The sequence below is a fragment of the Sinorhizobium sp. 6-70 genome (assembly GCF_030124375.1).
In the GTDB taxonomy this organism is placed as follows: domain Bacteria; phylum Pseudomonadota; class Alphaproteobacteria; order Rhizobiales; family Rhizobiaceae; genus Sinorhizobium.
The window spans coordinates 1-21712 of sequence record NZ_JASKLS010000010.1 but is presented as its reverse complement, the minus strand read 5'-3'; the positions used below and the strand labels follow the sequence as shown (position 1 = coordinate 21712).

The following is a 21712-nucleotide window of genomic DNA, read 5'->3' as shown; positions in this document are numbered from 1 at the left end:
TCACATCGTATAGGCAGGAGCTACCGGATTCATGCCGTCCAAAAGGGGCTTGTGTGATGTTGTGGCTATTGCTCATCGTGGTGGTCGTCGCGGTCGGAGCGTTCTACATCAGGATGAACGCCCGTGCCGAACGGGATTTCGACAATCCTGATGCGGGCTCGGCAATGGTCGAGTTTGGCCGCGCTTTCCCTGATGAAGCCATCCGTGCCTTGCATTCGACCATCGACAGGAAGGCGATCTTTCTTCGACTGCACGATGGCAAAGCCGGGTTTATCCAATCGCACGGCACGCACTATGTCTGCCACGTCATTCATCCCGGCAAGGTGCGGGTGAACACTTCCGAAAGCGGACGCGGATTGATCGTGCACTTTCCTGATTTCGCCTATCTGGATAATGCCTTCGAGTTCCGCACCGCCGAAGTAGCGGCGGACGTGTCGCTCTGGCTGCTCGGCAGCTTCAGCCCGAAGTCGGACTTTAGCGATGAACCGCCGGTGGCTGAGCCGGCCCAGGCGAGCGACTAAGCCGTCTTCAGGGCCGGGGCGGCGAGCCAGCTTGCGCAATCGCTGAGAGCCCGGGACGCCGTCGCCTGTTTCTTTGCCAGGGCCTTCTCCTTGCCGCGAAAACGCTTGGCGCCTTCCGGCTTCGTCAAGGCGCCCGGTTCCAGTGGCGGAAACAGACCGAAATTGACGTTCATCGGCTGGAAGGAGCGCTTGCCCGGTTCGTCGTCCGACACGATGTGTCCGCCGGTGATGTGATTGAGAAGCGCGCCGAAGGCCGTCGTTTGCGGCGGCGGCACTAACCGTTCGCTCTTTCGCTCGGCTGCTGCGAACCGGCCGGCAAGCAGGCCGATGCTGGCGCTCTCCACATAGCCTTCGCAACCGGTGATCTGGCCGGCGAACCGCAGGCCCGGACGGGACCTGAGCGTCAAGGTCGAATCGAGCAGCGTCGGCGAGTTGATGTAGGTGTTGCGGTGCAGGCCACCGAGCCGGGCGAACTCGGCCTTTTCAAGCCCGGGAATCATCCGGAAGACTTCCGCCTGCGCGCCGTATTTCAGCTTCGTCTGAAAGCCGACCATGTTGTAGAGCGTGCCAAGCGCGTTGTCCTGCCTGAGCTGTACGACGGCATAGGGCTTGACCGCGGGGTTGTGTGCGTTGGTCAGCCCCATCGGCTTCATCGGGCCGTGGCGCAGCGTTTCGCGTCCGCGTTCGGCCATGACCTCGATCGGGAGGCAGCCGTCGAAATAGGGGGTGCCTTCCCATTCCTTGAACCCGGTCTTGTCGCCGGCGACCAGGGCATCGACGAAGGCGTTGTACTGCTCCTCGGTCATCGGACAGTTGATGTAGTCCTTGCCTGTGCCCCCAGGGCCGACCTTGTCATAGCGCGACTGGTGCCAGCAGACATCCATGTCGATCGTGTCGGTGTAGACGATGGGGGCGATCGCGTCGAAAAACGCGAGCGCATCGGCGCCGGTTTCCTCGCGGATCGCCTCGGCCAGGGCCGGCGCGGTGAGGGGACCGGTGGCGATGATCGCAAGATCCCATTCCCTGGGTGGCAGCCCGGTGATCTCCTCGCGGACGACCGTGATTAGGGGGTGACTGTCTATCGCGGCGCTGACAGCTGCTGAAAAGCCGTCGCGGTCGACGGCAAGCGCTCCGCCTGCGGGAACCTGGTTGCGGTCGGCAGCCTGCATGATCAGCGAGCCCGCGAGCCGCATTTCCGCATGCAGCACGCCAACCGCGTTGCTGGTCGCGTCGTCGGAGCGGAACGAATTGGAGCAGACGAGTTCGGCAAGGTCATCGGTCTTGTGGGCGTCCGTGCCGCGCACGCCGCGCATTTCGTGCAGGATTACTGGGACGCCAGCCTGGGCGATCTGCCACGCGGCCTCCGATCCGGCGAGGCCGCCGCCGACGACATGAATGGGGGAATAGGTCGTGTTCGCTGTCATAGGCGGCTTCCTATCACAGCCGCCTTCCGGTTCCAATTGCGAAGAAACGAAAACGGCGCCACTACGGGCGCCGTCTTGGGTGTAGGCTGTTCGTTCCGATTAGCGGAAGGAACGGGCCGCAATGTTGCGGATATCGTAGCGGGTGATGCCGATATCGCTGAGCGCGTGGTTAGAGAGACCGCCGAGTTCGGCAACGGTGCGGCGATAATTGATCCAGCTTTTTGCAATGCGAATCGGGTTCATGGTCGTGTCCTCAAGATCAGTTTGTCGCGACAGTGATTTGTCTGCGTCGTTGAGGTTCTTATACGCTTGTCTAATTGGAAGTGGAGTGCAAAGAAAATGCATCTGCTATGCGTTTGTGCAGTGCATCGCCGCTTTGGTAAGCACCACGCTCTCGCCGCTCGAAAACGCGTCATAAGTTAAAAGTTGGCTAAATTGCTGGACTACGCGTTAATCTCTTGTGGTTTCGACAATTTTTGCGCTGTGCGGGCAGAAGTCCTTTCGATGGCGGATCAGCCTGTGAGCGCTCAAATAGTGAGCGCCGGAGGCGGCTTTTCGCAGTCGCAAAAAGGTGGCGTACGCGCGCCGGCCAGGACGAAAGAAAAACGCCCTCCGGCGGGAACCGAGGGGCGTTTCAGAAATGGTAGTCGGTGCTTGGGCTTACTTGACAGCCTGACGAGCAACGTAGGGAATGTCGCTGCGGCCGATGCCGAGGTCATTCAGCTCACGGTCGCTCATGCGGCCGAGTTCGTTGCAGGTCTGACGATACTTGCGCCAGTTGTTGAAAGAACGTGCGAGGTTCATGATCCTATCCTTTCTAGGGTCGTTTGCCAGCGCTCTATCTCTCTTGCTGGCCCGTCATCTGATGGTTGGAATATAATCGATTTGATCGGCAGTTACAGAGACAATGCTGCATCGCACCCATGCAGCGATTGCAATCCTTCGCCTTGCCGTTAACGATCGCCGCTTTGCCGCGTCGCCGGTCCGCTTTGGCGGCTGCAGAAACTGACTCAAAACGGGATGAAGACGCGCAAAAAAACAACGCCCGCTGGGGGAGGAGGTCCAGCGGGCGTTGCTTGTTCTGATTGGCAACCGGGAGGAGGAGTGTCGCCAATCCGTATCGGGTGCGCTGGGAGGAGGAGTGCGTCGCCCGATCGATGGTTGTAAGGTACGGTGGGACACGCATTTTGTGTAGAGGCGCGCGCCGAATGGCACCTATGCATTTAACGCATGCCTTGAGCGCGCAACGCCGCCAAACTGCTGAAATATTGTGCAATCGGACAGGCTCTCGCGAACTCATGCGCGGTCAGGACGGGGAAAGCAAAACGCCCGCTGGGGGAGGAGGTCCAGCGGGCGTCATGTAAGTGATTGGCAACCGGGAGGAGGAGTGTTGCCAATCTTATCGGAGAAGCGTTGGGAGGAGGAGTACGCTGCTCCGAATTCATCGAGCTTCCGCTCGGGTCTTTCCGGGGTTCCGGGGGCGGGCGACCAAGCCCGCCGGCGTTCGTTCGGTTCGTCACCTCTCGTCGCCTTTGATGGTGTGAATATAGCCATCTCAAATCGATTTGTGCAGTGCAATATCCGCATGGAAGATATGCGGCGCGCGCAAGCCCGTTTGCAGGCTCCCATAAGGGAGGTGGATCGCGCGGCAGGAATGCAGCGGTCTGTTGTTTTCTCTCGCCATTTTTACCGATTTGTTATTTTGTAAACTCAGCGAGGCGTTTGGAAAATGCCCTACCGCATCGGGAACACAGGTCCGGAGGCAAGATGTATCGCGGACGCATGGAACGGGATCTGAGGCGCTGGGTGGATCTCGGCCTGCTTCCCCAGTCGTCGGCAAGTGCGATGCTCGCGGAATATGATGCGCGCGACTCCACTTTCAGCGTCGGCCGTGTCCTGTTGGCGCTGGCCGCGCTTCTGCTTTCGGCCTCGCTCTTGCTGCTTGTCGCGGCGAATTGGGAAGCATTGCCGCGCCTTGCCAGGGTCGCAGGCGTCGTCGTCTTGATCTGGCTCTTCCATTTTCTCGCCGCCTATTTCCTCGGGCGGGGAGCCAAGGCGGTTGGCGCGGCGTTGCTTATTCTCGGCACGATGTCCTTCGGTGCCGGCATCGCGCTTGTCGGCCAGATGTACCATCTGTCCGGCGACGCGGCGGATGCGATGCTTCTCTGGTTCGCCGGGGCCTGCCTGTCGGCCGCGGCCTTCGCGTCGGCTGCGGTCACGACGATTGCCGCGTGCCTTGCCTGGGCGTTTCTTGTTACGCTGTTCGACAGCGGAGGGCTTGTTCCGGCGATTGAGGCCTATTTCTGGCTCGTGCCGGTCCTAGCGGTCATCGTGCTCACGCTGGTGCGCTACACCGATGCAGCACGTACGCGCCATCTGGCTTATCTTCTCTGCGTCGCCTGGCTAGGCGCGCTCTACGTCGACAACCCCGAGATCTGGCTCGCAATCGCCTTCTTCGCCGCCGGCTTGATCGCCTTTCTGCTCGCGTCGCTGCCGCGATCGCCGCTGTATGGCCTGGCTTCCGAGGCTGGTTCCGCCCCGTCGTTCTATTCCTTCGCCGTCGCCGTCGTCGGCCTCGCCGCTCTGCAAAGCGAAGTGGAAAGCGCTTGGGCCGAAATCGCCGTCGGTGTCGGCCTGCTTGCCGTAGCCCTCGCAGGCATAGGTCTTGCCGGAGCGCGTAACGGCGCAGTTCGCTATTTGGCCTACGCGGTATTTGCCGCGGAGATTTTGTATCTGGCTTTCGAGACGCTTGGATCGATCCTCGGCACATCGGGATTCTTCCTCATTGCCGGAGTGGTCGTTGCGCTTGTGGCGTGGCTCGTCATCCGTGTCGAGCGAAGGCTTGGGCACGTGCGGGAGGCTTCGCAATGAGCGGTGCTTTGCCTGTCGCCCGCTGGCGCAATCCCTTCGTCGCGGCCCTCGTTGTCGCTGTGCTGCAAACCGCCGTCATTGGATACATGATCGAAAGCCGCGCTTCGATCCTGCGCAACGGCAAGGACGTGCTTTTGAGAAGTGCGCCAATCGATCCGCGCGACCTCTTGCGCGGTGACTATGTCACTCTGAGCTACGATATCTCTCGCATTTCACCGGACGTCATCTCAGGAGCCTTGCCTGAGGGCGCCACGAAGGCGGAGCTCTTCGTGCGGCTCAAACAGCAGCCCGACGGCTTCTGGGGGCCGGTCGAGGCATCGTTCAGCCCGCTCGCGCAAACCACGGACAGCATCGTGATCAGATCGCTGCCGTTCTCGTACTACCCGTCATCAGGCGCGCCGCCATCAACGTTCTATCCGAACTACGGTATTGAGCGCTATTACGTGCCGGAAGGCGAGGGCCGTGTCCTCGAAAACGCGCGCAGCGCCCATGCGCTTTCAGTCAACGTGCGTGTGGATCCGGATGGGCGTGCCCAGATCCGGCAGGTCTCCGTAGACGGAGCACCGATCTACCAGGAGCCGCTATATTGATGGCGCACGCTTCATGTTGTTGCCGGCTTCTTGGTTTAGAATGATTGAGGCAACGGCGAAGACGCGGGCCTGTGTGGTCGCGCATTTTCTCTTTGATCCGGGAAAAACGAGTGATATAGAGACGCCGCGCTCGGGAAAGCCCGAACCCTTCGCATGTCCAGAATATCCGCGGTGCTCCCGCTGGTTGTCTTGCGGGAAATGCGATCAGGCGGTGTGGTTGTCTGAACGCGGGTATGGTGAAATTGGTAGACACGCCAGATTTAGGTTCTGGTGCCGCAAGGCGTGGGAGTTCAAGTCTCTCTACCCGCACCAGGACAACATGCAGCCAAACGTCGGAATTCGACGGTGAAGAGGGTAGGCGGAGTGCCATTTTGCTTGCAAAACGGTCAAGGAATTGCGTAAAGCCACTCCCGGCAAATGGATCGGCTCACGTGCTCGCCAGGCCTTTCGAGGCAAGAGCACTGTCAACGTGAAATGAAGGTTTGAACATGCAGGTTATCGAAACGCTCGCTCAAGGGCTGAAGCGCGAACTTAAGGTCGTCATCCCGGCCAAGGACATGGAAGCTCGGATGAATGAGCGTCTGGCCGAAGTGAAGGACCGCGTCCGCATCAACGGCTTCCGTCCGGGCAAGGTGCCGGTTGCGCACCTGAAGAAGGTCTACGGCAAGTCGATCATGGCTGATCTCGTCAATGAGATCGTTCGTGACAAGCCGACCGAAATCCTGACGGAGCGCGGCGAGAAGTCGGCAACGCAGCCGGAAATCGCGATGACCGAGGACGAGGCCGAAGCCAACAAGATCCTCAATGCCGAGGCCGATCTCGAATTCACGGTTGCCTACGAGGTTATCCCGAAGTTCGAGCTCAAGGATGTGAGCGGCATCAAGGTTGTCCGCGAAGTCGTCGATGTCGCCGAAGACGAGGTCAACGAACAGATTCTGCGCATCGCCGAAAGCGCCCGCACCTACGAGTCCAAGAAGGGCAAGGCCGCCAATGGCGACCGCGTCACCATCGACTATCTCGGCAAGGTCGACGGCGTTGCCTTCGATGGCGGCAAGGATGAGGACGCGGAACTGGTCCTCGGCTCCAATCGCTTCATTCCGGGCTTCGAAGAGCAGCTCGTCGGCGCCAAGGCCGGTGATGAAAAGACGATCACCGTAACCTTCCCGGCCGACTATCCGGCCGCAAACCTCGCCGGCAAGGAAGCAACCTTCGACATCACGGTGAAGGACGTCGCCGCCGCCGCTGCGCTCGAGATCAACGACGAGCTCGCGACCAAGCTTGGCCTCGAATCGGCCGACAAGCTGAAGGAAATCGTTCGCGGCCAGATCGAAAGCCAGTACGGCTCGGTCACCCGCCAGAAGGTCAAGCGCCAGATCCTCGACCAGCTTGACGAACTCTACCAGTTCGAGACGCCCGAGCGCCTCGTCGACGCCGAATTCGAAAACATCTGGCGCCAGATCAACACCGACCTGCAGCAGGCCGGCAAGACCTTCGCCGATGAAGAGACGACGGAAGAGGAAGCTCGCGCCGAGTACCGCAAGCTCGCCGAGCGTCGTGTCCGCCTCGGTCTCGTTCTCTCCGAAATCGGCGAAAAGGCAGGCGTTCAGGTGAGCGACGACGAAATGCAGCGCTCGCTGTTCGAACAGCTGCGCCAGTTCCCGGGCCAGGAGAAGCAGATCCTCGACTACTTCAAGAACACCCCCGGCGCGGCTGCTTCGTTGCGCGCGCCTCTGTTCGAAGAGAAGGTCGTGGATCACCTGCTTTCCGAAATCTCGGTAACCGACAAGTCGGTTTCCAAGGAAGAGCTGATGGCTGACGACGAGGAAGCCGAAGACAAGCCGGCCGCCAAGAAGGCGCCTGCCAAGAAGAAGGCTGCGGCAAAGGCCGAGGCTGCTGAAGGCGAGGAAGCCGCAGCACCGAAGAAGAAGGCTCCGGCGAAGAAGAAGGCTGCTGACGAAAGCGCCGAATAATCGGTTCTTTCTGCGAGAATTAAAGAGGCCGCCTCTCGGGGCGGCCTGTTCCTTTGAGAATGAAAAGCCGCCGAAGCGGCGGCTGAAAAAGAACCCGCTAAAGGCAGCTTTAGGCCGTCTTGATTTCGCCCATGCGGTTCCACGCGTCGAGACCGGCGATCTTGTAGGCCTCGGCGAGCGTCGGGTAGTTGAACGTGTTCTCGACGAAATACTCGACGGTGCCCTTCAGATTGAGAACCGCCTGGCCGATGTGCACGAGTTCGGTCGCGCCTTCTCCGATAATATGGACACCGAGCAAGCGCCGGGTCTTCAGTGAGAAGATCATTTTCAAGAGACCGGCATCGAGCCCCATGATGTGCCCGCGCGACGTTTCCCGGAACCGCGCAATGCCACATTCGTAAGGAATACCGCGCTCCTTTACTTCTTCCTCGGAGAGGCCGCAGGTCGAGATTTCCGGCACGGCATAGATGCCATAGGGGAAGTATTTCTGCGGCTCCTTGGCAATCGCCCCGACTGCGACGCGGGCGGCGACGCGCCCCTGTTCCATCGAGGTCGAAGCGAGGCTCGGGAAGCCGACGACATCGCCGGCGGCGTAAATGTTCGGAACCGAAGTCTGGAATGTTTCCGGATTCACCTTCAGCCGCCCGCGGCTGTCCGCTTCGAGCCCGGCTGCCGGAAGGTTGAGCGCATCGGTCGCGCCGATGCGGCCGGCGGCAAACAAGACCATCTCCGTCGTGATCTTGCGGCCATTGTCGAGCGTAAGCAGCACCTTACCGTCTTCGCGCCGCTCAACTTTCTCGGCCTTCTGGCCGAGATTGAGCTTCATGTTGCGATCACGCAATTGATAGGTGAAATCCTCGACGATCTCCTTGTCGATGAAGTCGAGCATCGTCGTCTTGGGATCGATGACCGTGACTTGCGTGTCGAGCGCGCTGAAGATCGTTGCGTATTCGATGCCGACGACACCCGCGCCGATCACGACCAGCGAACGCGGCAGTTCCTCGATATCGAGCAACTCATCGCTGTCGAGGACGGTCTTGCCGTTGAAGGGAATGTAGTCCGGGCGAAAAGGTTTCGTTCCGACGGCGAGCAGGATGCTCGTTGCGGAAACCGGAATGCTTTCGCCGTCCTCCTTGAGGATCTCCAGCGTCGTCGGGTTCACGAAACTTGCGCGGCCGCGCACATGTTGGACGCGGTTTCGCGCGAACTGGTGTTCGAGCACCTCGACCTCGTGGTTGAGGGTGATGATTAGGCGGCGGCGCAGGTCTTCGGCGCTGATTTCCTGTTTCACCCGGTAAGAGCGGCCGTAAAAGCCCCGCTCGCGCCAGCCCGACAGGTTAAGCGCGGTCTCGCGGAGCGTCTTTGACGGAATAGTCCCGGTGTGGACGGACACCCCGCCGACGCGCTTGCCCTGCTCGACGACGAGCACCTTCTTACCGAGTTTCGCGGCCTGGATGGCACCCCTGCGCCCCGCTGGGCCGCTTCCGACGACGATGAGATCGAACTGGTTCATGAACGCTTCCCGTACGCTAGAGCAATTCCAGGAAAAGTGTGTAACGGTTTTCCGTCCGGAATTGTGTTATTTCAAAGAGTTAGATCATTTCACTGCTCTAATGAAACAATGAAATGATCTGAAGAGAATCGTTGTGCGATGCGGCAAATTCCACCCGCAGGCGTTTATAGCGTCAATTGCGCGATTTGATGAAGCACCATGCGCATTGTTCTATCGTGGATGCGCCTGTGCTGAAATAAAGCTATGTTTGCGTATGACCTCGCCCTTCAGTTTTTGCGGGCAAAGGCAATGTGGAGCCCAGGAATGGCATCGGAAGCAACGGCGGTTCCCGGTCATGCGGCTGGCGTGACAAAGGCCGAGGCGGCAGTTCCGCCGACCCGCCCGGGGGTCGTCGCTGCTGCAGTCTACCAGGACGGGCAGCGCCTGCGTGACATAGAGATCGAAGAAGCAGGACAATGGCGTGGCCGCGAAAATGTTGTCATCTGGATCGGCCTGCACGAACCCGATAAGGCACTGCTGCGCCAGGTTCAGGCTGAATTCGATCTCCACGACTTGGCGATCGAGGACGCCGGAAAGGCACACCAGCGTCCAAAGCTGGAAATCTACGGCGACGCGATCTTCGTCGTGGCGCGCACGGCCCACATGGCCGACGATCAAATCGCATTCGGCGAAACGCATCTTTTCGTCGGCCGCGGCTACATTGTTTCCGTTCGTCACGGGGCGTCGACCTCTTATATGGCGGTCAGGCAGAGATGCGAGTCCTCGCCAGCAGCACTCGCCCACGGCGAGAATTACATCCTCTATTCGATCCTCGATTTCATCGTCGACAACTACATGCCGGTGGTCGAAGCGATCCATGCAGAGGTCGAGGAACTCGAGGATAAGCTTTTGCGCGACCGGTTGGATAAGGCGGATATCGAACGGCTTTATCTGCTGCGCCGAAATCTCTTGCGCCTGCGCAATGCGGTGGTACCACTGGTGGATGTGTGCCGCCGGCACGAGCACCTTGAGCTTCCGGGCATGGAGGCGGCGATGCAGCCCCTGTTCCGGGATGTCACCGATCATGTTCGGCGGGTCCAGGAAGACATCGACGCGTTGCGCGAAGTGCTTGCCTTCACCTTCGAGGCGAGCTTGATGATCGGCCAGTCGGAGCAGACGGAAATCTCACGCAAGCTCGCCTCTTGGGCCGCCATTCTCGCGGTTCCGACGGCGATTGCCGGTATCTACGGCATGAACTTCGAGCAGATGCCGGAGCTTAGATTCCGCTACGGCTATTTTGTCGTCCTGGCGATAATCTTCGCCGTGTGCATAACGCTCTACCGCTTCTTCCGCCGCGCCAGATGGATTTGACTGGAAGATCAGAGCGCGCGGCTTTCGCCCCGCCCGCACGGCCAAGGCTAAAACAGCCGAAGGCCCTTGAGGCTCGCGTGCCCGTCCTTGCCGATGATGATGTGGTCGTGAAGCGCAATGCCGAGCGGTTTGGCGGCTTCGGCGATCAGCTTGGTCATCTCGATGTCCGCGCGTGAAGGCGTCGGGTCGCCGGAGGGATGGTTGTGGACCAGGATCAACGCGGTCGCGGAGAGCTCAAGTGCGCGCTTGATCACTTCTCGAGGATAGACCGGGGTGTGATCGATCGTGCCTCTTTGCTGGACTTCATCGGCAATAAGCGCGTTGCGCTTGTCGAGGAAGAGGATGCGAAACTGCTCGTGGGTCTCATGTGCCATCGCCGCATGGCAATAGTCGATGACGGCGCTCCAGGATGACAGGACCTGCTTGTCGCGCAACTCGCTCTTCAGCATCCGATGGCTGGCTGTGGCGATGAGCTTGAGATCAAGGGCGACCGACTCGCCGACACCCTTGACCTCCTGCAGCAGATTGAGCGGCGCGCCGAAAACGCCTGCGAGTGTTCCGAAGCGGGCGAGCAGCGCCTTGGCGATCGGCTTCGTATCGCGACGGGGGATCAGCCTGAACAGGATGAGTTCCAGCACCTCGTAATCCGCGAGTGCTGCATCGCCGTGTTCTCGGTAGCGGTCGCGCAGACGATCGCGATGGCCGTGATAGTGAGCTTCCGCGGGAGGGGCAGAGTTCACTTCGGCGTCGCCGCCGCGCGGCTTCTGCCGTGCAAAGAACTGCCGCTCGTCCGTCGGCTGCAGTTCGCCTTCGGAGAGGGGCGGCGTTCTCGTCACGCGTTGCCCACGGCAGCAATGCCGGGCTTGAACAGACCGGCTGGTGAAAGCGTGAAGATCTCGCAGCCGTCCGCCGTGACGCCCACCGTGTGTTCGTATTGTGCCGAAAGCGAACGGTCGCGTGTGACGGCGGTCCAGCCATCCGACAGAACCTTCACGTGCGGCCGACCCAGATTGATCATAGGCTCGATCGTAAAGATCATGCCCTCGCGCAGCTCGGGGCCTTCATTGGCGCGACCATAATGCAAGATGTTCGGAGCGTCGTGAAACAGCCGGCCAACGCCGTGGCCGCAAAAGTCGCGCACCACAGAACAGCGCTCGGACTCCGCATAGGCCTGGATGGCCTCGCCGATCGCACCGGTGCGTGCCCCGGGCCGCACAGCCGCGATGCCGCGCATCAGGCACTCGTGCGTGACATCGAGCAGCCGTTCTGCGGCGCGCTTGACTTCGCCGACGGGATACATGCGGCTGGAATCGCCATGCCAGCCATCAACGACATAGGTGACGTCGATATTGACGATGTCGCCTTCGCGTAAGGGCTTTTCATTCGGAATACCATGGCAGACGACGTGATTGATCGACGTACACGACGACTTTGTATAGCCCCGATAGTTGAGCGTGGCGGGAAGCGCGGCATGGTCCATGCCGAATTCGAAAACGAAGCGATCGATCTCTTCTGTCGTTACACCTGGCCGTACGCGGGATACCAATTCGTCCAGGCAACGCGCAGTCACCTGACAGGCCTTGCGCATGCCTTCGAAATCATCCGGCCCGTAAAGACGGATGACGCCGGTGTTCTTGTAGGGGGCAGCGCCGGCCTCGATATAGGTTACCATTACAGAACTTTCATTGTTTCAAGCGCATGTCATAAATCAGCGAGGGCGGGTTCGTCCACTAGCATCGCCGCCGTCGGTGCTATTTGCGAGGGCGATATCGCGCATTTGAAGGCATAGGTCTCGACACCGCGTGTGGAAGCGCGTGCGAATGCACGAGCATAGACCGGATCGAGCTCGCGGCATATCCGGAAGACATCGCAATCGTGTCTTTGGACAAGGTAGAGCATGATTGCCCGGTGCCCGGCTTCGACCATGTCGCCGAGTTCTTCGAGATGTTTGGCGCCTCGCTCAGTCGGACTATCGGGGAATTCGGCGAGGCCCCGCTCGCGGCTGAAGTGGACGTTCTTCACCTCTACATAGGCAAGTCCCTTTGTCGGGTCGCTGAGAAGAATGTCGATCCTGGAGTTGCGGCCGTACTTCTGCTCGCGCCGGAGTGTCGCATAGGTGTGAAGGTCGCCGACGAGTCCGGCGGCGATCGCTTCCTCGGCAAGCCTGTTCGGCAGTCCGGTGTTGATGCCGACGAGTATTCCGTCCGCTTCGACGATCTCCAGCATATGGCGGTATTTCCGTGTCGGGCTGTCGTGCTCCGAAAGCCAGATCGGCGAACCCGGGGTGGTCAATCCGCGCATCGAGCCGGTGTTCGGGCACGAGCCGGTAATCCTCGTTCCATCGGCGAGAACCGCGTCGAATAAAAAGCGCTTGTAACGCTGCACAAGCGTGGCTGGAACGAGCGGACGGGAGAAATTCACGGATAATCCAATCAGGCCCGGGCGCGTACGTAGGAACCCGGTGCTTCCTCGAGCGAGTTGAGCGGGCCGCCGGGTTTTCGGGCCGGGACGCGTTTCTTGTCCAGCTTTTCAACCCAGCCATGCCAGTGCGGCCACCAGGAGCCCGGTGTTTCCTTTGCCTTGCCCAGCCAGTCGTCGACGTCGCCCTTTGCCGGACCACCGGTCCAGTATTGATATTTGCCTTTGTCCGGCGGGTTGACGACGCCGGCGATATGGCCCGAACCCGACAGGACAAATGTGACCTTGCCGCCGAAGGAACTGCTGCCGAGGAATACCGATTTGGCAGGCGCGATGTGATCTTCCTTGGTTGCCAGGTTGTAGATCGGGATTTTGACGTCAGCGAGCGAGATCTTCCGGCCGGCCAACATCATCTCGCCTCTGGAGAGCTTGTTCTCCAGGTAGCAGTTACGAAGGTAGAAAGAGTGGTTGGCTGCCGGCATCCGCGTTGAATCGGAATTCCAGTAAAGCAGGTCGAAGGGGAGGGGTTCCTGGCCCTTCAGATAGTTGTTGACGAAATACGGCCAGATCAACTCGGACGCCCTGAGCATGTTGAAGGCGGTGGCCATCTTCGAGCCTTCGAGATAGCCGGTCGCACTCATCTTGCGCTCGATCTGGCTGATCTGGTCATCGTCGACGAAGACCTTGAGATCACCAGCATAGGTGAAGTCCACTTGCGTCGTGAACAGCGTCGCCGAGCGAATACGGTCATCGCCTTCGGCGGCGTGGAGCGCCAGCGTGGCAGCAAGCAATGTGCCCCCGACACAGTAGCCGATGGCATTGACGTCGCGTTCTCCGGTCGCCTGCTCAATGATGTCCAGGGCAAAGCCGATACCTTCGCGCGCGTAAGCCTCCCAGTCCTTCGAGGCATGGCGTTCATCGGGATTGACCCAGGAGATGACGAACACGGTATGGCCTTGGTCGACCGCCCATTTGATAAAGGATTTCTGCGGGTTGAGATCGAGCACGTAGAACTTGTTGATCCACGGCGGGCAGATCAGCAGCGGCCGCTTGAGCACCGTCTCGGTGCTCGCTTCATATTGGATGACCTGGCAGACGTCGCTCTGGGCGATCACCTTGCCCGGCGTGATCGCGATGTTTTCGCCGATGGCGAACTTGCTCGTATCGGTCTGCCGCAGCTTGAGATCACCGCGCCCGGCAGCGATGTCTTCTGCAAACATCTGCATGCCCTTGACGAGGTTGGCGCCACTTGACGCTACGGTTTCGCGATAGAGCTGCGGGTTGGTGGTTACGAAATTAGTCGGCGAGAGGGCGCTCGATATCTGGCGCACGTAGAATGCCGCTTTGTGTTTGGTGTGGTCGTCGAGCCCCTCGGCATCATTGACCATTCTCTCCGCCCAGTCCGAGGTCGCGAAATAGGCCTGGCGAATGAAGTCGAAGAAAGGGTTTTTCACCCAATCCTCGTCCGCGAAGCGCTTGTCGGTGCGCTCGATGCTCGTCGGGTCCGTGGCGATATCGCCGGCCATGCGCTGGAGCGAACGTGACCAGATATCGAAGAAACTGCCCATGAGGTGCGTCTGGGCTTCCAGTGTCCGACGCGGATCGGAAAGCCAATATTCCGAGATCCTGGAGAGCGTCTTGACCATGTCGGAAACCGGCTCGGCAAAGCCGTCTGTCTTCTCGCCGGCTTCGCGCGGGGCAAGCCATGCGGAGGCTGCCTTGCCGAGTTGTTCTGCTGCGCGGGCCAGGTTGACGGCCAGGCTTTCTGGATCCTTGACGATGTAGGGCTCGACCGATTTCGGATCAAAGCCGGCAAAACCGCTCTTACCACCGCCGTCCTCGGCCTTCCTGTCTGCTGTCACCCGGCGTCCTCCACAGCATCTTATCTCTTTTGCATTTTTACATTCTGCCCGAAAATGATTACAAGGGCTAGAGCGTTCAGCTTTCCAATGGAATCACAGGAAGCGAGTAAATCGCTTTGAATTCAAGCGGTTAAAGTGTCATCGGCGTGTCTTTTTCGGGCGTGCGGTGCACTGGTCCATCGTCGCGCGAAAAAACAGGGGTTATCGCCAGCATGCTTGTCGTCGGAAAACAGGGCTCGGGTTCTTGGGTTTTGGGATTGCTCCTCGCGGGTGCCCTTGCCGGATGCAGTTCGACAGCCAAACTGGCTACCTATCCATCCGTTTATGGGCAAAAGCCGGCCGCGAACGCCCAACTGACCGATGAAGAGGCGGTCTCTATGCAAACCCGGTTGACGGCGCTTGCCGCTGCTCATCAATCCGGCTCGATCTCTGAGGCCGAATACCAGCGGCGCTTGAAGGAATTGCAGTCGCTGGCCGAGCAGCACGGCGCCGACACGCTGAAACAGATCGCGAATTAGCGCTTGCCTTTCAAGCGATTTGGACGCAAAGCGTTGAATGGCCGCGATGACGGCCGTTCACCACCGCGTTTGCTTCCGCGAAAGCCGAACGGCTCGTGGAGGCTTGCGCCAAACGAGGTTTGGAGATGGAAGAGTTTCACAAAGTCCGGCGTTTGCCGCCCTATGTTTTCGAACAGGTCAACCGTTTGAAAGCAAGCGCGCGAGCGGCCGGTGCTGACATCATCGACCTCGGCATGGGCAATCCGGATCTTCCGACCCCGCAGTCGATCGTCGACAAGCTTTGCGAGGTCGTCCAGGATCCGCGCACACATCGTTATTCGTCATCGAAGGGCATTCCCGGGCTGCGTCGGGCCCAGGCCGCCTATTATGCCCGCCGCTTCGGCGTCAAACTCAATCCCGAGACCCAGGTCGTCGCGACGCTCGGTTCCAAGGAAGGTTTCGCCAATATGGCGCAGGCGATCACCGCTCCCGGTGACGTCATCCTGTGCCCGAATCCGACTTATCCCATCCACGCCTTCGGCTTCCTAATGGCAGGCGGCGTCATCCGCTCCATTTCGGTCGAGCCCGATGACAGCTTCTTCGGACCGCTGGAGCGGGCCGTGCGGCATTCGATCCCGAAGCCTCTGGCGCTCATCCTCAACTACCCCTCGAACCCAACGGCACAAGTGGCCACGCTCGACTTCTACAAGGAAGTCATCGCGTTTGCGAAGAAGCACGACATCATCGTGCTCTCGGATCTCGCCTATTCGGAAATCTACTTCGATGACGTGCCGCCACCCTCCGTGCTGGAAGTGCCTGGTGCGATCGACGTGACGGTCGAGTTCACGTCGATGTCGAAGACGTTCTCCATGCCTGGCTGGCGCATGGGCTTCGCCGTCGGCAACGAGCGGTTGATCGCAGCGCTGACGCGGGTGAAGTCCTATCTTGACTACGGCGCGTTCACGCCGATCCAGGTGGCCGCGACGCAGGCGCTCAACGGTGACGGCAGCGACATTGCCGAGGTGCGCAACATCTACAAGCGCCGGCGCGACGTGATGGTCGAGAGCTTCGGCAAGGCGGGCTTCGAAGTGCCGCCGCCGCCGGCGACCATGTTTGCCTGGGCAAAAATCCCCGAGAAGTTCCGACATCTCGGTTCGCTCGAGTTCTCGAAGCTTCTCGTCGAAAAGGCGGATGTCGCCGTCGCGCCCGGTATCGGCTTCGGCGAGCAGGGCGACGACTATGTCCGTCTGGCGCTCGTGGAGAACGAGCACCGGATCCGGCAGGCAGCACGCAACATCAAGCGTTTCCTGTCCGCGGCCGATGAGACGATGCACAACGTCATATCGCTTAACGCACACCGGTAGGAAATCGGAAAACACCGATATCCAAACCAGAATAGCCCCGCCACATCTGGCGGGGCCTCTACATGTTAGGAACTTGCTATGTCAGATGCCCTCAAAATCGGCATTGCGGGCTTGGGGACCGTCGGTGCCTCGCTCGTGCGGATTCTCCAGGATCGTCATGAGATGCTGGCAACCACGTGCGGGCGGGCGATCGAGATCATGGCGGTGACGGCGAGGGACCGATCCAGAGACCGCGGTGTGAACCTCGCAAATATCAAGTGGTTCGACGATGCGGTTTCACTGGCGTCCGAAGCGGATATCGACGTTTTCATCGAGTTGATGGGCGGTGCCGGAGATCCGGCCTATTCGGCCGTGAAGGCGGCTCTGCGGCGCGGTATTCACGTGGTCACCGCCAACAAGGCGCTGCTGGCTGCCCATGGCATCGAGCTTGCCGGCATTGCCGAGGAGCATGGTGCGTTGCTCAACTATGAGGCGGCGGTTGCCGGTGGCATTCCGGTCATCAAGGCGCTTCGCGAGTCCATGACGGGTAACACCGTCTCGCGCGTCTATGGCATCATGAACGGCACCTGCAACTACATCCTGACGAAGATGGAGAAGGAAGGGCTTTCGTTCGAAGACTGCCTGAAGGAAGCCCAGCGCCTGGGCTATGCCGAAGCGGATCCGGCCTTCGACATCGAGGGCAATGATACGGCGCACAAGCTCTCGATCCTGACCAGCCTCGCCTTCGGCACCGCAATCGCCGCCGATGACATCTATCTCGAAGGCATCACCAACATCTCGATCGAGGACATCCAGGCGGCGGCCGACCTCGGCTACCGCATCAAGTTGCTCGGCGTCGCGCAGCGCACCGAAAGCGGCATCGAGCAGCGCGTTCATCCGACGATGGTGCCTTACGATTCCGTCATCGCGCAGGTCGACGGTGTAACGAACGCGGTCGCCATCGAGTCGGATATTCTTGGCGAGCTGCTGATGGTCGGCCCCGGCGCCGGCGGCAACGCGACCGCTTCGGCCGTGCTCGGCGATATCGCTGATATCGCCAAGAGCCGTCCGGGCGCACAACACGTACCGGCTTTCGGCCGCCCGGCGACCGCACTGTTGCCCTACAAGCGGGCCCGCATACAAAGCCATGAAGGCGGCTATTTCATCCGGCTGAAAGTTCTCGACCGCACCGGCGTCTTCGCCAACATTGCGGGGCATATGGCTGAAAACGATATCTCGCTCGAATCGATCATGCAGCATTCCAAGCACTACGCGGATCCTGCCGAACCGAAGACGATCATCCTGGTCACGCATGCCACGCATGAAGCTTCCGTGCGCAAGGCGATCGTCGCCATCAAGGGTGAGGGTTATCTTGTCGGCGAGCCGCAGGTCATCCGTATCGAGCGGCCAAAGGCGGGCTGATCGCCGTTTGACACATTAAAACTGTTGAGAAACGGCTCCGACAGGCCTCCGGCCCGCCGGAGCCTTGTTCATTCGGGTTCTTCCAGCCCGAAATGTCCGCTAAGAACAGGGGACTGCAGGCGGGCAATTAGCATGGACGTATTGGCGGATCCGATCCAACGGGCATTTCTCGGCGTCGAGCGCTCGGTCAGCGGGCAGCGCTGGGTCTCGCGTCTGGATCAAGCCGGGCAGAACCGGGCCTTGGCGATCAGCCAGGTCCACGGCTATTCCGAGATGATCGCCCGCGTGCTCGCCGGCCGCGGCGTAGCGCTCGACGATGCGGCCGCCTTTCTCGATCCGACACTGCGCGCGCTGATGCCGGATCCGGACACCTTGACCGATTGCCGCAAGGCGGCCGAGCGGCTGGCACTGGCGATACGCCGCCGCGAGAAGGTTGTGATATTCGGGGACTATGACGTCGACGGCGCCGCCTCTTGTGCGCTGATGGTCCGCTTTCTGCGCCATTTCGGCATCGAGGCCGACATCTACATTCCGGACCGCATCTTCGAAGGTTATGGCCCGAATCCGCAGGCGATCGAGCAGCTGGTGGACAACGGCGCCAATCTTATCGTTACTGTCGACTGCGGCTCGACCAGTCATGAGTCCCTCGCGGTTGCCGCCCAGCGCGGCATCGATGTCGTCGTCATCGACCACCATCAGATGGGCTCTTCCCTTCCGCTATGCCATGCGCTCGTCAATCCGAACCGCGAGGACGACTTGTCGGGCCAGGGACATCTTTGTGCTGCTGGCGTCGTCTATCTTGCACTCGTCAACACCTTGCGGGTGCTGCGCGGCCAAGGCGAGGCGCGTGCCGCGTCGTTCGATCTGTTGGCGCAGCTTGATCTTGTCGCATTGGCGACAGTATGCGACGTGGTGCCGCTCAAGGGGCTCAATCGCGCCTATGTGGTCAAGGGCCTGATCGCAGCGCGTCATATGGGCAATCCGGGGCTCACGGCGCTCCTCCGCAAGGCTGCAATCGGCGGCCCCGTGACGCCCTATCACCTTGGCTTCCTGATCGGCCCGCGTATCAATGCGGGCGGACGAATCGGTGATGCGGCGCTGGGCAGCCGGCTGTTGACGCTCGACGATGCGGCCGCCGCAGAAGTGATCGCCAGCCGGCTCGATGAGCTTAACCGCGAGCGTCAGGCCATGGAGGCGGCGATGCTCGCCGAGGCGGAGGCGGAGGTGTTGGCGGAATACGGGACCGGCGAAGCGGCCTCGGTGATCGTTACGGCCCGGGAAAACTGGCACCCGGGGATCGTCGGGCTCATTGCAGCCCGCATCAAGGAAAAGTTCCGCCGGCCGGCCTTCGCGATTGCTTTTGATCCGAGTGGACGAGGAACGGGATCGGGGCGTTCGATCAATGGCTTCGACATGGGCAGGCTGGTGAGGGCGGCGGTCGAAACTGGTCTTCTCGTCAAGGGCGGTGGCCACGCCATGGCAGCCGGCTTGACGGTCGAACGCGCGAATCTAGGCAGGCTTCGTCAAGTCTTCGAAGAGCGCGCGCAAGCGGTGGTGCGCGATCTTGTGTCCACGGAAACCCTGAAGATCGATGGCGCGCTTGGCGCGTCCGGCGCGACGATCGAACTGGTGGATGTCCTGGAGCAGGCCGGCCCCTACGGTTCCGGACATCCGCAGCCAACCTTCGCCTTCCCGCAACACCGGCTGCGCGACTGCCGACAGGTCGGCTCCAATCACGTCAAGGTAACACTCGAGGGCCAGGACGGCAGCCGGATCGATGGTATCGCCTTTCGCGCCGCGGAAACACCTCTCGGCGACTTCCTGCTCCGCGGCCGCGGCTCCACCATCCATGTCGCGGGATCGGTTTCCGCAGACCTTTGGCAGGGGACCCGCCGTGTCCAGCTGCGTGTGACGGACGCCGCAAAAGCGCCCTGACGAATTCGAGAGCGTGGAGTCTGATAGGGAGTGCGGCCTGCTGAGTCACACCCTGCTCTTTGCCGATCCCAGGTTCGTCCCGACGACCACCATCCGTCAGTTGCCTCGGAGTGCGAACCGCACCTATCGAAAATTGAAGCCCTCGGGTGCGCCGATCTGCGGCACGATCGTTGGGTCGGAGAAATTGCGATAACCGAGCAGCGGAACGTCGCATTTCAGGTCAAACTTCCCGACCGAGGCTTTCCGGACACAATCATTCGTCGTGCGATAGGGATGGCCCGCTATCTGATGGGTTCCAGGCGTAGGCTCGATACTTCCCGTCATGGCGGTGCACGAAACGAGCGCCGCACTAGAAAGCACACAGGCCGCAATCAATCTCGACGCAGGATACTTCATGGATAGCCCCCTTTTTGTCCAGCCGCGCTCGGGCTAGCAGCCCCGGGGCCAGGGCTTCTAATACATCAGGAATCGCTCAAACATTGGCGCGCAAGCGCCGAAACACGAAAGGCCCAAGGTGTCTGGCTACCTTGACCGGAATCTTCGGTCGGCTTGCATCAACCCCGTCTAACTATTTGATTTGATTATGGCACGCCCAACGGGACTCGAACCCGTGTTTCCGCCGTGAAAGGGCGGCGTCCTAGACCGCTAGACGATGGGCGCCCAAGACGAGGTGGCTTATAGAGAGCCGTTCGGATTCCCGCAAGTGAGCGAGAGCCATTAAATTCGATTTTTTGCGGGAAACTTGTGGAGAGGTTCGGCACGATCAGCGGCGAACGCTCGTTCGCTGCCACGTGTCATTAACAGCAACAAGATGGGATGGTACGCCCAACGGGACTCGAACCCGTGTTACCGCCGTGAGAGGGCGGCGTCCTGACCGCTAGACGATGGGCGCGCTGGACGAATTGCACATATAGCTCAAGCCTTCGAATTTCCCAAGCCCGCCGCAAGCGACTTTGCGCAAAAAAATACCCGGCAACATGCAAAAAGAAGGAAGCGGAAGGAATGGCACTCTTGATGGGACTGCCACTCTCTTTGTTTCTGCTAAACTTCCTTATGGGAAAAAACCTCTGTTCGCACTTTGTTGCATTTCCCGTTGAGGAATGGGAGACGCCTCGTGGTGGCGAGGACCGCCGCCGGGAGAGTTTTGGCGGCCAATCCCGGCGGCGACCAACGAGGGTGTTGCCAACATGAAACGGAGGAGGTGGGGACCGTCCTCCGGTTTCAAAGCTGCCTCGTCGCGGATGGTTACTAGTGTCACCCCATGCGAAAACATAGTGACAAATTCGTAATCATTAACTCTCGGGAAGATGAGAACATATTGAGAACGAGGCTGGAGCGGCGCGCCAATCGTGACATGCGAGATATCGACAACCTCAACTGAGGAGGATTACCCATGCCAAGGCCTTTGCTCGACCTCGCCGAGAGCGGCGCGAACGAGACCGAGATCCAGCGCAGTCTGGCGCATGGCAGCCCGCGGCAGGCACGCGTTTATACGAAGAAGATGAACGAGAGGAACGGCGGCGGAGGCGATGATGTCGCTCGAAGAAACGAGGCGGCGGACCAAGCAGTCGAAGCTTAGCGTCTTCAAATAGCGTTCGCCACCTGACTTGGGGGACGTCTATCTAAGTATTTGACTTATTTAATGAGTGGCACGCCCAACGGGACTCGAACCCGTGTTTCCGCCGTGAAAGGGCGGCGTCCTAGACCGCTAGACGATGGGCGCCCAAGACGAGGTGGCTTATAGAGAAGCCTTTTGGTTCCCGCAAGTGATCAACTACCGCCAAATCGTTTTTTCTTGCAGAAAAGTTCTTGAAAGTTTCCCGTATTCTTCGGGCAAGCATAAACGCGATGCGAGATCGCAACGCCAAAGTAGCCGTAACTATATCTAAGAAGGAATGGCACGCCCAACGGGACTCGAACCCGTGTTTCCGCCGTGAAAGGGCGGCGTCCTAGACCGCTAGACGATGGGCGCCCAAGACGAGGTGGCTTATAGAGA

The 21712-nt window shown here is 60.2% G+C and carries 18 protein-coding genes and 5 tRNA genes; 11 read left to right on the top strand and 12 right to left on the bottom strand.

Annotation, left to right across the window (positions count from 1 at the left end; translation table 11 throughout):
• Nucleotides 1–56 precede the first annotated feature (56 nt).
• Complete coding sequence (locus QN222_RS19220; RefSeq protein ID WP_283960528.1) at nt 57–521, top strand: hypothetical protein; 465 nt, start codon at nt 57–59, stop codon at nt 519–521.
• Here QN222_RS19220 and trmFO read toward each other — a convergent pair.
• The 3 genes from trmFO to QN222_RS19205 all read right to left on the bottom strand — a co-directional run bounded on the left by trmFO (nt 518) and on the right by QN222_RS19205 (nt 2749).
• Nucleotides 518–1945 (bottom strand): methylenetetrahydrofolate--tRNA-(uracil(54)-C(5))-methyltransferase (FADH(2)-oxidizing) TrmFO, encoded by a 1428-nt coding sequence (gene trmFO / locus QN222_RS19215; RefSeq protein ID WP_283960529.1) that lies wholly within the window; start codon nt 1943–1945, stop codon nt 518–520. The genes QN222_RS19220 and trmFO overlap by 4 nt on opposite strands.
• A gap of 99 nt (nt 1946–2044) precedes the next feature.
• A complete protein-coding gene (locus tag QN222_RS19210; RefSeq protein WP_014764283.1) occupies nt 2045–2188 on the bottom strand; it encodes a DUF1127 domain-containing protein in 144 nt (47 codons plus the stop codon).
• Between the two features lie 417 nt (nt 2189–2605).
• Complete coding sequence (locus tag QN222_RS19205) at nt 2606–2749, bottom strand: DUF1127 domain-containing protein (protein ID WP_180941004.1); 144 nt, start codon at nt 2747–2749, stop codon at nt 2606–2608.
• 963 nt (nt 2750–3712) lie between these two features.
• On the opposite strand from QN222_RS19205, the gene QN222_RS19200 reads away from it, so the two are divergent.
• The 4 genes from QN222_RS19200 (at nt 3713) to tig (ending at nt 7376) form a co-directional block, all read left to right on the top strand.
• On the top strand, nt 3713–4816 hold the full coding sequence (locus tag QN222_RS19200; RefSeq protein WP_284005553.1) for a DUF2157 domain-containing protein: 1104 nt from the start codon (nt 3713–3715) through the stop codon (nt 4814–4816).
• Nucleotides 4813–5406, top strand: coding sequence for a GDYXXLXY domain-containing protein (locus QN222_RS19195; RefSeq protein ID WP_283960531.1), 594 nt, complete (start codon nt 4813–4815; stop codon nt 5404–5406). Before QN222_RS19200 ends, QN222_RS19195 begins: the two co-directional genes overlap by 4 nt.
• Before the next feature lie 227 nt (nt 5407–5633).
• Nucleotides 5634–5718 (top strand) — tRNA-Leu (locus QN222_RS19190).
• A 176-nt stretch (nt 5719–5894) separates the two neighbouring features.
• A complete protein-coding gene (gene tig, locus QN222_RS19185; protein WP_283960532.1) occupies nt 5895–7376 on the top strand; it encodes a trigger factor in 1482 nt (493 codons plus the stop codon).
• A gap of 109 nt (nt 7377–7485) precedes the next feature.
• Here the strand turns inward: tig and sthA are convergent, their stop codons facing one another.
• Nucleotides 7486–8889: a Si-specific NAD(P)(+) transhydrogenase gene (gene sthA / locus QN222_RS19180; RefSeq protein WP_283960533.1), complete on the bottom strand. Its 1404-nt coding sequence runs from the start codon at nt 8887–8889 to the stop codon at nt 7486–7488.
• Between the two features lie 303 nt (nt 8890–9192).
• Here sthA and QN222_RS19175 point away from each other — a divergent pair, with 303 nt between their 5' ends.
• Nucleotides 9193–10239, top strand: a complete 1047-nt coding sequence (locus tag QN222_RS19175) for a magnesium and cobalt transport protein CorA (protein ID WP_283960534.1) — start codon at nt 9193–9195, stop codon at nt 10237–10239.
• A 47-nt stretch (nt 10240–10286) separates the two neighbouring features.
• On the opposite strand, the gene radC is transcribed toward QN222_RS19175, so the two are convergent.
• The 4 genes from radC to phaC are packed head-to-tail and all read right to left on the bottom strand — an operon-like array spanning nt 10287 to nt 14519.
• Entirely contained in the window at nt 10287–11075 is a 789-nt protein-coding gene (radC, locus tag QN222_RS19170; protein ID WP_283960535.1) for a DNA repair protein RadC, read from the bottom strand.
• Nucleotides 11072–11911, bottom strand: a complete 840-nt coding sequence (map, locus tag QN222_RS19165; RefSeq protein WP_283960536.1) for a type I methionyl aminopeptidase — start codon at nt 11909–11911, stop codon at nt 11072–11074. The genes radC and map overlap by 4 nt, the downstream gene beginning before the upstream one ends.
• 29 nt (nt 11912–11940) lie before the next feature.
• Nucleotides 11941–12660 (bottom strand): DNA/RNA nuclease SfsA, encoded by a 720-nt coding sequence (gene sfsA / locus QN222_RS19160; protein WP_283960537.1) that lies wholly within the window; start codon nt 12658–12660, stop codon nt 11941–11943.
• A gap of 11 nt (nt 12661–12671) precedes the next feature.
• Nucleotides 12672–14519, bottom strand: coding sequence for a poly(3-hydroxyalkanoate) polymerase subunit PhaC (gene phaC / locus QN222_RS19155; protein ID WP_283960538.1), 1848 nt, complete (start codon nt 14517–14519; stop codon nt 12672–12674).
• Between the two features lie 212 nt (nt 14520–14731).
• On the opposite strand from phaC, the gene QN222_RS19150 reads away from it, so the two are divergent.
• The 4 genes from QN222_RS19150 to recJ all read left to right on the top strand — a co-directional run bounded on the left by QN222_RS19150 (nt 14732) and on the right by recJ (nt 19716).
• Complete coding sequence (locus QN222_RS19150; RefSeq protein WP_283960539.1) at nt 14732–15037, top strand: SHOCT domain-containing protein; 306 nt, start codon at nt 14732–14734, stop codon at nt 15035–15037.
• A 125-nt stretch (nt 15038–15162) separates the two neighbouring features.
• Complete coding sequence (locus QN222_RS19145) at nt 15163–16380, top strand: LL-diaminopimelate aminotransferase (RefSeq protein ID WP_180941014.1); 1218 nt, start codon at nt 15163–15165, stop codon at nt 16378–16380.
• 78 nt (nt 16381–16458) lie between these two features.
• Nucleotides 16459–17781, top strand: coding sequence for a homoserine dehydrogenase (locus QN222_RS19140; RefSeq protein WP_283960540.1), 1323 nt, complete (start codon nt 16459–16461; stop codon nt 17779–17781).
• Between the two features lie 132 nt (nt 17782–17913).
• A complete protein-coding gene (gene recJ, locus QN222_RS19135; RefSeq protein ID WP_283960541.1) occupies nt 17914–19716 on the top strand; it encodes a single-stranded-DNA-specific exonuclease RecJ in 1803 nt (600 codons plus the stop codon).
• Nucleotides 19717–20300: 584 nt separating this feature from the next.
• Here recJ and QN222_RS19130 read toward each other — a convergent pair.
• Together QN222_RS19130 and QN222_RS19125 are read right to left on the bottom strand one after the other, a co-directional pair.
• A tRNA-Glu gene (locus tag QN222_RS19130) sits at nt 20301–20376 on the bottom strand.
• 157 nt (nt 20377–20533) lie between these two features.
• Nucleotides 20534–20608 (bottom strand) — tRNA-Glu (locus tag QN222_RS19125).
• Between the two features lie 501 nt (nt 20609–21109).
• Here QN222_RS19125 and QN222_RS19120 point away from each other — a divergent pair.
• Nucleotides 21110–21295 carry a hypothetical protein gene (locus QN222_RS19120; RefSeq protein WP_283966074.1) on the top strand — a complete coding sequence of 62 codons (186 nt, stop codon included), beginning with the start codon at nt 21110–21112 and terminating at the stop codon, nt 21293–21295.
• 68 nt (nt 21296–21363) lie between these two features.
• Here the strand turns inward: QN222_RS19120 and QN222_RS19115 are convergent.
• Nucleotides 21364–21439: transfer RNA gene (locus QN222_RS19115), tRNA-Glu, on the bottom strand.
• Nucleotides 21440–21612: 173 nt separating this feature from the next.
• Nucleotides 21613–21688: transfer RNA gene (locus QN222_RS19110), tRNA-Glu, on the bottom strand.
• Nucleotides 21689–21712: the final 24 nt, after the last annotated feature.